At 34.0% G+C, this 10,198-nt stretch carries 9 protein-coding genes; 8 read left to right on the forward strand and 1 reads right to left on the reverse strand.

The genetic code is table 11. The annotated features are described in order from the left end of the window. Position 1 precedes the first annotated feature (1 nt). Genes KQI71_RS03625 through galE form a run of 3 tightly spaced genes read left to right on the forward strand, consistent with a single transcriptional unit; the run spans position 2 to position 3,553 of the window. Positions 2 to 1,021, forward strand: a complete 1,020-nt coding sequence (locus tag KQI71_RS03625; RefSeq protein ID WP_216434163.1) for an aldose epimerase family protein — start codon at positions 2 to 4, stop codon at positions 1,019 to 1,021. Between the two features lie 4 nt (positions 1,022 to 1,025). Continuing rightward, positions 1,026 to 2,522 carry a UDP-glucose--hexose-1-phosphate uridylyltransferase gene (gene galT, locus KQI71_RS03630; protein WP_216434165.1) on the forward strand — a complete coding sequence of 499 codons (1,497 nt, stop codon included), beginning with the start codon at positions 1,026 to 1,028 and terminating at the stop codon, positions 2,520 to 2,522. Between the two features lie 29 nt (positions 2,523 to 2,551). Next, positions 2,552 to 3,553: a UDP-glucose 4-epimerase GalE gene (galE, locus tag KQI71_RS03635; protein ID WP_216434167.1), complete on the forward strand. Its 1,002-nt coding sequence runs from the start codon at positions 2,552 to 2,554 to the stop codon at positions 3,551 to 3,553. 178 nt (positions 3,554 to 3,731) lie between these two features. Here the strand turns inward: galE and KQI71_RS03640 are convergent, their stop codons facing one another. Further along, on the reverse strand, positions 3,732 to 4,619 hold the full coding sequence (locus KQI71_RS03640) for a helix-turn-helix transcriptional regulator (RefSeq protein WP_216434169.1): 888 nt from the start codon (positions 4,617 to 4,619) through the stop codon (positions 3,732 to 3,734). A 349-nt stretch (positions 4,620 to 4,968) separates the two neighbouring features. Here KQI71_RS03640 and KQI71_RS03645 point away from each other — a divergent pair, with 349 nt between their 5' ends. The 5 genes from KQI71_RS03645 (at position 4,969) to KQI71_RS03665 (ending at position 9,906) form a co-directional block, all read left to right on the forward strand. Then, a complete protein-coding gene (locus KQI71_RS03645; protein WP_216434171.1) occupies positions 4,969 to 6,324 on the forward strand; it encodes an MFS transporter in 1,356 nt (451 codons plus the stop codon). Positions 6,325 to 6,392: 68 nt separating this feature from the next. Next, positions 6,393 to 8,294, forward strand: coding sequence for a glycoside hydrolase family 2 protein (locus KQI71_RS03650; protein ID WP_216434173.1), 1,902 nt, complete (start codon positions 6,393 to 6,395; stop codon positions 8,292 to 8,294). Further along, on the forward strand, positions 8,278 to 9,231 hold the full coding sequence (locus tag KQI71_RS03655; RefSeq protein WP_055073281.1) for a beta-galactosidase small subunit: 954 nt from the start codon (positions 8,278 to 8,280) through the stop codon (positions 9,229 to 9,231). Before KQI71_RS03650 ends, KQI71_RS03655 begins: the two co-directional genes overlap by 17 nt. 121 nt (positions 9,232 to 9,352) lie before the next feature. After that, on the forward strand, positions 9,353 to 9,697 hold the full coding sequence (locus KQI71_RS03660; protein ID WP_216434174.1) for a hypothetical protein: 345 nt from the start codon (positions 9,353 to 9,355) through the stop codon (positions 9,695 to 9,697). 35 nt (positions 9,698 to 9,732) lie between these two features. Further along, positions 9,733 to 9,906 carry a hypothetical protein gene (locus KQI71_RS03665; protein ID WP_216434175.1) on the forward strand — a complete coding sequence of 58 codons (174 nt, stop codon included), beginning with the start codon at positions 9,733 to 9,735 and terminating at the stop codon, positions 9,904 to 9,906. Positions 9,907 to 10,198: the final 292 nt, after the last annotated feature.

A 10,198-nucleotide genomic window follows, 5' to 3' on the forward strand; every position in this document is an offset into this window, starting at 1 on the left:
AATGGTAAATGTAAGAATGATTGAAGAAAAAGACAACGGAGTCTGCTTTTTCAAGTTAGAAAATGAAGAGATTAAAGTTATTACAACTAATCTAGGATGTCATGTTTTATCTGTATTTACAAAAGACAGAGATGGAAACTTTGGAGATGTTGTTTTAGGATTCGAAAATGTAGAAGATTGTCATCATGACGGAAGTTATATGGGAGCAATTGTTGGACGTGTAGCGAACAGAATTGCAAATGCACAGTTTGAATTAAATGGAAAAACATATCAGTTAGCAGCTAATAATGGAGGAAATTCTCTTCATGGGGGAACGGAAGGATTTGATCAGAAGATATTTCAATATGAATTAATGGAAGAGGGAATTCGATTTATTTATTTTTCTCCAGATATGGAAGAGGGATATCCAGGAAGTCTCTATTTGAAAGTTGTATATCGCCTTTGTGGCAATACATTAAAGATGGAATATGAAGCAGTCTCAGATCAGGATACACTGATCAATATTACCAATCATTCTTACTTTAACCTGTCAGCAGGTAAAGATCAAAAGATTTATCATCATGAGTTGAAAATCAAAGCAGATAAAATAGCATGTGGTGATGGAAATTGTCTTGCCAATGGAACATTTTTAAAGGTAGAAGGAACACCGTTTGACTTTAAAGAGTTTCATGAAATTGGAGAACGGATTAACGATGATCATGAGCAGTTAAAACTTGCCGGTGGATATGATCATTCTTTTATCTTAAAAGATGAGGAAGATCAGCTGATTCTATATGACAAAGAAACTGGACGAAAATTAACAATGACAACAACACTTCCTTGCATTCAGGTATATACGGCAAACTTCCTTGCTGGCGGATGTAATGGAAAAGGTGGAAAACCATATGAAAATAGAGATGGTGTTGCATTAGAAGCTCAATTCTTACCAAACTCCATACATATAGAGGATGAGCCAAAGGTAATTTTAAGAAAAGGTGAACAGTACAAAGCGGTGACTTCATATCGATTTGAGGTGGAATAATAAGATGAATTTACAAAAAGAAATCAAAAAGCTTGTAACTTATGGACTAAAACATCAACTGATTATGCCAGAAGATGAAACGTATACAATTAACCAGTATTTGGAAGTGTTTCGTTTAGATGAATATGATGATCCAGATATTGAGGGAGAAGAAATTATTCTTCCAGAAATTTTAGACAAAATGATAGATGCTGCTTACGACAGATATATTATTAAGAGTGATGATATTGTAACAAGAGATTTGTTTGATACAAAACTTATGGGAATCATGACACCAAAACCAAGTCAGGTAATTAAAGAATTTCGTGAACTGTACAAAGAAAGCCCAGAAAAAGCAACAGAATTTTTCTATAAATTCAGTCAAGACACAAACTACATCCGTAAAGATCGTGTGAAAAAGGATATGAAATGGAAAGTAAATAGTCCATACGGAGAGATTGATATTACAATCAATCTTTCAAAACCTGAAAAAGACCCAAAAGCGATTGCTGCAGCAAAGAATGCGAAACAAAGTGCTTATCCAAAATGCCAGCTTTGTATGGAAAATGAAGGATATGCAGGAAGAATGAATCATCCGGCAAGACAGAATCACAGAATCATGCCAATTGTGATCAATGATAATAAATGGGGATTCCAGTATTCTCCATATGTATACTACAATGAGCACTGTATCGTATTTAATGGACAACACACACCAATGAAAATTGACAAACAGGCATTTATTAAACTGTTTGACTTTGTAAAACAGTTTCCACACTATTTCCTTGGATCAAATGCCGATCTTCCAATTGTCGGAGGTTCTATTTTAACACATGATCATTTTCAGGGTGGACATTATGAGTTTGCTATGGAACGTGCAGAGATTGAGAAAGAGTTTGTGATTCCAGGATATGAAGATGTGAAAGCAGGAATTGTGCACTGGCCATTATCAGTTATTCGTATTCAGAGTAAAGATGAAAAACGACTGATCGATCTTGCAGATTATATTCTTAAGAAATGGCGTGGATACACAGATGAAGAAGCATACATTTTTGCAGAAACAGACGGAGAACCACATAATACAATTACTCCGATTGCACGTAAAAAAGGTGATGTGTATGAATTAGATTTAACACTTCGTAATAATATTACGACAGAAGAGTGTCCATTAGGACTTTATCATCCACATAACGAGTATCATCATATTAAGAAAGAGAATATTGGATTAATTGAAGTTATGGGATTAGCTGTCTTACCATCAAGATTGAAAGCAGAGATGGAACATTTAAGTGAATGCCTGATTAAAAAAGAAGAAATTGGTCAGTATGAAGACCTCAAAAAACATGAAGCTTGGGTTAATGAAATCAAGGCAAAATATGAAGATATCAATGCAGAAAATGTTATGGATATTTTGAAAGAAGAAATCGGACAGGTATTTGTAAAAGTATTAGAAGATGCTGGAGTTTATAAATGCAATGAAGAAGGCAGAACAGCATTTGGACGTTTCATTTCAGTTTTATAACAAATGGACTATGGAAAGGAAGTAAGACAATGAAAATATTAGTATTAGGTGGAGCTGGTTACATTGGTTCTCATACAGTTTATGAACTAATCGATGCAGGAGAAGAGGTAGTCATCATTGATAATCTTGAAACAGGACATATCGAAGCAGTTCATCCAAAAGCTAAATTTTATCAAGGTGACTTAAGAAATAAAGCATTTGTGGATAGTGTTCTTGATCAGGAAAAAGATATTGATGCGGTAATTCATTTCGCAGCGAACTCTCTGGTTGGAGAAAGTATGGTAAATCCATTGAAATATTATGATAACAACCTTTGTGGAACAAAGACAATGGTGCAGTCATTAGTGGAACATGGAATTGATAAGATTGTATTTTCATCTACAGCTGCAACATATGGAGAACCAGAAAAAGTACCAATTTTAGAGACAGATCGTACAGAGCCAACAAATACATATGGAGAGACAAAACTTTCCATGGAAAAAATGTTTAAATGGGTTGGACATGCACATGGATTAAGATATGTATCTTTAAGATATTTTAATGCCTGTGGAGCACATGTCAGTGGACAGATTGGAGAAGATCATAATCCAGAAACACATCTGATTCCATTGATATTACAGGTGCCGAATGAAAAAAGAGAAGCAATCAGTATCTTTGGAACTGATTATGATACAAAAGATGGAACTTGTGTAAGAGATTATATTCATGTAACTGATCTTGCACAGGCACATATTCTTGCTGTAAAATACTTAATGGAAGGTAATGAAAGCAATATCTTCAATCTTGGAAATGGTGTTGGATTTACTGTAAAAGAAGTGATTGAGACAGCTAGAAAAGTAACAGGAAAGCCAATCAAGGCTGTGGAAGAAGGAAGAAGAGCTGGAGATCCAGCAGTTCTCATTGCTTCCAGTGAAAAAGCGAAGAATATCCTTGGCTGGAAACCAGAACATGCAGATCTTGAAGAAATCATTGCATCCGCATGGAAATGGCACAGTAGCCACCCACAAGGATATTGTTCAGTTCAAAAGTAAAAACTTTTGAACCATAAATCATTACTGAATCATCCAGAGAATGTTACCTAGCTCTGGGTGATTCTTTTAATTTATAGAATATTACCCTATTCCTTTCTGCTAAAGTTACTTCTATATTTGATACTCTTATTAGACAGAAACAAGTTTCAGCAGAATTCTAGAAGATATAATTTCGTTGTTAAGAACGATACGAAGGAGAATTGAATACACGTTGTGATATATTTTTGCGATACTCAGAAGGCGATATTCCTTTTGTCTTTTGAAAAACACGGCTAAAATACAGAGGATTGTCATAACCAATAATCTGTGCGATTTCATTGATATTATATTGTGTATTTTGAAGTAATGCCTCTGCATTATATATTCTTTTTTTTAGAATATACTGTTTTGGTGTAATCCCAGTGTATAATTTAAAATTACGGATAAACCAACTGGTACTAAAATGATTTTCTTTGGCATAATCATCAATATTAATTGGTTCATTATAATGTTCACAAAAGTAAGAGATTGCGTTATCTATTTCTTCGAAAGCATGTGAATTATCAGAATTGAGGGATGATTTAAAATGTCGCTGAAGTTTGATAAAAATCTGTCGTAAATATATTTCAAGCATTTCTTCATAACCATCTTGGCACATTTGCAATTCTTTTATCATAGAACGAAACAGATTTTGATATTCTGCACCGGATCCACAGTGAAAAACTTTTTTATTAGTAAGTCCATAAGAACGAAGCAGGTTCGTGACATTGTTTCCAGTAAAGTGAACCCAGTAAACTTCAGTTTGATCTTTTGCGTAATATTCGTATTTTTGTGGTTCTTTTGGACGATATAGAACCATATGACCAGCATGAACAATAGTTTCTTCATCATTGTTATCAAAATGAAAATGTGCTTTTCCAGCAGCAATATAGAGTAGTTGAAAATCTAGTCTACCACGAGGTCGCCATGTGGGGAGTTTGGGAAGTGTATATAATTTATAAGTTCCACACATAGTTATGACAAGAGGTTTGGATTTGTCTTTTCGGTCAATGGTTGAATTGTTTAGATATGCATTATTTGTATACATTATAGCTCCTTACATATAGAATGAATCGAAAATATGAAAGATCGATGTAAAAATTCACTTATATTTACTATATAATTTTACCATTTTACAGCTATACTGTCTATTTTAATTTGAAATGATAAAAAATATTTCTATATTTATGTAAATTTGATAGAATTTCAATGAAAGTTCAAAAAAGTGTATGTTAAAAATAATAAAAAACAAAAAAATATATACATTTTTTTGTTGATAGTGTTGTTTTGTGTATGTTTTGAATAATTTATGAAATGGTCTTTGACAATAATTATATATATACTATGTATAAAGAAATTGAGAAAACATTATGGTAAATGAAAGGAGAAATTTTTACATGGAAGAGAGGAGATACCTAAAATGGTATAACAAAGTGGGTTATGGATCAGGCGATATTGCAGGAAATGTTGTATATGCATTTCTGACATCTTTTGTAATGATTTATTTGACAGACACCATAGGCTTAAATGCAGGTATTGTCGGTACATTAATTGCTGTATCGAAATTATTTGATGGTGTATCAGATATTTTCTTTGGTTCTATGATTGACAGAACAAAGAGCAAGATGGGAAAAGCCAGACCATGGATGTTTTATGGATTCTTTGGATGTGCTGTAACATTGTTTGGTGTATTTGCCATTCCAACCAGTCTGGGCAAGACTGCACAGTATGCATGGTTCTTTATTGCATACACATTATTAAACGCAGTATTCTACACAGCAAATAATATTGCTTATGCAGCATTGACATCGCTTGTAACAAAGAATGCGAAAGAGCGTGTTGAAATGGGTTCATTTAGATTTATGTTCTCATTTGGTACCAATCTTTTGATTCAGTCCATCACATTTGGACTTGTAGCATCATTTGGCGGTGGGGCAGCAGCATGGAGAATTGTAGCAATCATATACTGTATCGTTGGTATCATATCAAATACATTGTCATGCTTTTCGGTTAAGGAACTTTCTGATGCGGAGCTTAGAGATGGAAAAGAGGAAGAAGACAGTAAGCTTACATTGGCAGAAACATTTAAGCTACTTATATCTAATAAATATTTTGTCATGATTTGCGTTGTATATATTCTTCAGCAGTTAAGAGCAGCTATGCTTAGCGTTGGAACTTACTTTATGACGTATGTGCTTTTTAATCAGAAACTCTTCGGTGTATTCTCGTGGGCAATTAATATTCCATTGATTATAGCACTTGCTATCACACCTACATTGGTTGCAAAAGCAAGAGGAATGTACAAGCTTAATAAGTACAGCTATGTATTTGCTACAATCTGTCGTTTGGGAATTGTTGTATCTGGATATTTAGGAAGCATTCCTCTTATGTTAGTGTTTACCGTATTAACATCTCTTGGTGAAGGACCTTGGCAAGGTGATGTTGGAGCAGTTATCGCAAACTGTTCAGAGCATACATATCTTAAGACTGGTAAGAGAATTGATGGGTCTATGTTTTCGTGTACATCTTTTGGTACAAAGCTTGGTGGTGGTATTGGTGTAGCACTTTCAGGATGGTTACTGGATGTAAGCGGATATGTTAATAATGTAGCTGTTCAGTCAGCAAGCTGTATCAGTATGATGAATGTTATGTACTTGTGGTTACCATTTGCGTTTGATTTGATTATCACAATCATTCTTTCATTCATGAATATTGAAGGTGCAAACGAACAGTTAAAAGAAAGTATGGAATAAAGAAATAGCCTTCAGAGTGAATATTTACTTTTGGGGCTAAATGTAAAATTAGAAAGCGAGGTATGAAAATGAACGCAGATATCAGATGGATTGATAATCCGGAAATATTCAGAGTGAATCAGATTGCAGCACATAGCGATCATGACTATTTCACAAATTATGAAGCGTTGAACAGCAATTCACACAACTTAATACAGTCATTAAATGGACAGTGGAAATTTTGTTTTAGCAGAAATGCGATGAGCAGACCGGCTGATTTTTATAAAGAGGATTATGATACATCATATTTTGATAAGATTATGGTTCCGGGTCATATTGAGCTTGCCGGTTATGATCAGATTCGTTATATCAATACAATGTATCCTTGGGAAGGAAAAGAGTACCATAGAGGTGCTTATAGTATGGAAGGTACTGGAGATGAGGCTGGAATGTTTTCAGAAGCGGAATATAATCCAGTTGGTTCCTATATAAAAAAATTTGATTTAGATCAACAGTTGTGTGGAAAAAGAATCCGTATTTGCTTTGAGGGTGTAGAAGAAGCAATGTATGTATGGTTGAATGGTCAGTTTGTTGGATATGCAGAGGATAGTTTTACGCCATCTGAATTTGACCTGACGCCATTTATTAAAGAAAAAGAAAATGTATTAGCAGTACAGGTTCATAAAATGAGTACAGCAGCATTTTTAGAGGATCAGGATTTCTTCCGTTTTTTTGGGATTTTTAGAAATGTTACATTAAAGGCAGTACCAGATGTTCATATGGAAGATGTATGGTTTCAGCCAGTCTTAAATAAGAACAATAAAAGTGGAAAAATATCAGTCATTATGAAAGTATCCACACAAAAAGAACAGAAAGTAAATGCCCGATTTATTTTAAGAGATAGAGAAGGTGTGAAACTGGTAGAAGCAAGTACATTGTTAGAAAAAAATAATGGAGAACTTATCGGAACGATTGAGACAAACGTAGAAAATATAAAATTATGGGATAATCATAATCCATATCTGTATCATGCGTACGTGGAATTAACAACACTGAATAATGAGTTATTAGAAGTAATTCCATATAATATAGGATTTAGAAGAATCGAAATCATCGATAAGGTAATGTATCTAAATGGAGAACGACTGATTATTACAGGAGTGAACCGTCATGAATGGAATCCAAAGACAGGAAGATGCATTGGAATGGAAGAAATGAACGCTGACATGGATTGTTTACTAAGAAACAATATTAATGCAGTGCGTACTTGTCATTATCCAGATCAGATTCCATGGTACTATCTGTGTGATGAAGCTGGAATTTATATGATGGCAGAAACAAATTTGGAAAGTCATGGAACTTTCCAAAAACTTGGTGCGATTGAACCATCCTGTAGTGTTCCTTGCTCTATTCCACAGTGGAAAGAAGCAGTACTTGATCGAGCAAGAAATAATTTTGAGACATTTAAAAATCATACATCAGTTTTATTCTGGTCTTTGGGAAATGAGTCTTATGCTGGAGATAACATTGAAGCTATGAATGACTTTTTTAAAGAGAAGAAAGATGGAAGGCTGGTTCACTATGAGAGCTCTTTCTATAATAGGGCATATGAAGATACAATTTCTGATATCGAGACTAGGATGTATGCAAAACCAAAAGAAGTAGAAGAATACTTAAATAATGATCCAAAGAAACCTTATATTTTATGTGAGTTTATGCATGATATGGGAAATTCAATGGGTGGACTTGGAGACTACATGAAACTTATTGATAAATATGAAATGTATCAGGGTGGATTCATATGGGATTTTATTGATCAAGCAATTTTAGTAAAAGATCATGTAACAGGAAAAGAAGTTCTACGCTATGGAGGAGACTTTGATGACAGGCCATCAGACTACGAATTTTCAGGAAATGGAATCGTATTTGCTGATCGAAAAGAAAAACCAGCAATGCAGGAAGTGAGGTATTACTATGGCTTATACAGATAAAAGTAAATTAAGAGTTGTATATGGTGATTATACACTTGGTGTACATGGCAAAGAATTTAATTATATATTTTCTTATGCACAAGGTGGATTAGAATCTATAGTAAAAAATGGATATGAATGGTTATATCGCTGTCCAAAGCCTACTTTTTGGAGAGCCTTGACAGATAATGATCGAGGAAGTAAATTTCATATTAAGAGTGGAAGCTGGCTTTCAGCCGATATGTTTATCGATTGTAAAGATGTTCAGGTTTTTATGGATGGTGAAGTACAAAAAATATATGCACCAGATAATAATAGTTATGAAGGAGATGTTTCAGCTGATGAGATCATGGTTCAATATACTTATGAAACAATCAATACTCCTTCTACAACGGTTGTTGTAACATATACGGTAGATATTACAGGAAAAATTCAGGTGAATGTGCATTATAATGGTGTTAAAGGATTACCTGAATTCCCAGTCTTTGGTATGAGGTTTGTTATGCCAACGTTGGCAGATAAATATTTATATAAAGGATTATCAGGAGAAACTTATCCAGATAGAAAAGCAGGAGCAATAGAAGGAGTCTATGAAGTTTCTGATTTGAGCCTAACACCATATCTTGTTCCACAGGAATGTGGTATGAGAATGGATACAGAATGGGTAGATATTGTAAGACATACGAGTCTCGATAATAGCAGGACAGATTATTCATCTCAAACACTTCGTATTGAGAAAAAAGATGAGCCATTTGCTTTTTCATGCTTACCTTATACAGCATCTGAAATTGAAAATGCATTGCATCATGAAGAATTGCCACCAGCAAGAAGAACGATTCTTTGTATTTATGGAGCAGTTCGAGGTGTTGGAGGCATTGACAGTTGGGGCAGCAATGTAGAAGATGAATATTGTATCAGTGCAGAAGAAGATATAGATTATTCATTTACTATCTGTTAAGCAAAGTAGGGACACATATGAATGTTAAGATTACTAGAGATTGGACAAAAAGCTTTTTTGTGATGATTGTTGCTGTTATCATAAAGGGAATGTGTGTGCGTCGCTTTTAGTGATGTGTGATATGGGAACAGATCCATGCTCAGCAATGAACTATGGAATTTCACATAAGATTGGAATGAGTTTTGGAAATTATCAGCTTCTTTCAAATATTGTATTGTTAATGATCGTGATTATTTTTGAAAGAAAACTCATAGGCACAGGGACATTTGGTAACATGATTTTAGTAGGGTATTCGGCAGACTTTTTTACATGGGTATGGAAAGAAATTTGTCATGCACCAGATCAGTTTAATATGAATCTAAGGATTGGTATTTTAATTCCAGCCCTCATATTGTTTATATTAGCGGCAGCTATTTACATGCAAAGGGACATGGAACAGCACCGTATGATGCAGTATCTTTTTTGATCAGTGATAGGATAGAAAAGCGTACAGGAAAAAATATGTTTCGAATTGTGCGAATTATATATGATCTTGTAGCAACCTGCATAGGTGTTTTAACTGGTGGAGAAGTTGGTGTGATTACAATATTAATGGTTATTTTATTAGGACCGACGGTAGATTTAGTTGGTAGACTGATTAAATTACGAAGTGTTACCGAGAGAAGTGCAACATAGATTATAAAGAGCAGTTGCAAAAAAAATCAATATAATAAAGATAAAATTTGTTTAATATGCATATTTTGTCTTTTTATATATAAACAACTCAAATATTTTTATTATGCCTTGAACATTTTGTTCAGGGCATTTTTAACTTTATAGGAAAGTTCGCTTTTGGCTCCTTTCCAATTAAAAATAGCTCACGTAAAAGTGGGCAAGACAAATAAATGATCATGGAATTAGAAGAGATAAAAACCTTCTTCACCAAAATCATCATCGAGATTATCTTCATTTAAGAAATCATCCATGT

This window comes from Anaerostipes sp. MSJ-23 (assembly GCF_018918155.1).
Lineage (GTDB): Bacteria > Bacillota > Clostridia > Lachnospirales > Lachnospiraceae > Anaerostipes.

What these genes read in the sequence shown, in the direction of transcription:
- KQI71_RS03665 (WP_216434175.1), top strand. Translation starts at nt 9,733, where the DNA reads ATGTTTCGAATTGTGCGAATTATATATGATCTTGTAGCAACCTGCATA.
- galT (WP_216434165.1), top strand. Translation starts at nt 1,026, where the DNA reads ATGAATTTACAAAAAGAAATCAAAAAGCTTGTAACTTATGGACTAAAA.
- KQI71_RS03645 (WP_216434171.1), top strand. Translation starts at nt 4,969, where the DNA reads ATGGAAGAGAGGAGATACCTAAAATGGTATAACAAAGTGGGTTATGGA.
- KQI71_RS03640 (WP_216434169.1), bottom strand. Translation starts at nt 4,619, where the DNA reads ATGTATACAAATAATGCATATCTAAACAATTCAACCATTGACCGAAAA.
- KQI71_RS03650 (WP_216434173.1), top strand. Translation starts at nt 6,393, where the DNA reads ATGAACGCAGATATCAGATGGATTGATAATCCGGAAATATTCAGAGTG.
- KQI71_RS03655 (WP_055073281.1), top strand. Translation starts at nt 8,278, where the DNA reads ATGGCTTATACAGATAAAAGTAAATTAAGAGTTGTATATGGTGATTAT.
- KQI71_RS03660 (WP_216434174.1), top strand. Translation starts at nt 9,353, where the DNA reads ATGGGAACAGATCCATGCTCAGCAATGAACTATGGAATTTCACATAAG.
- KQI71_RS03625 (WP_216434163.1), top strand. Translation starts at nt 2, where the DNA reads ATGGTAAATGTAAGAATGATTGAAGAAAAAGACAACGGAGTCTGCTTT.
- galE (WP_216434167.1), top strand. Translation starts at nt 2,552, where the DNA reads ATGAAAATATTAGTATTAGGTGGAGCTGGTTACATTGGTTCTCATACA.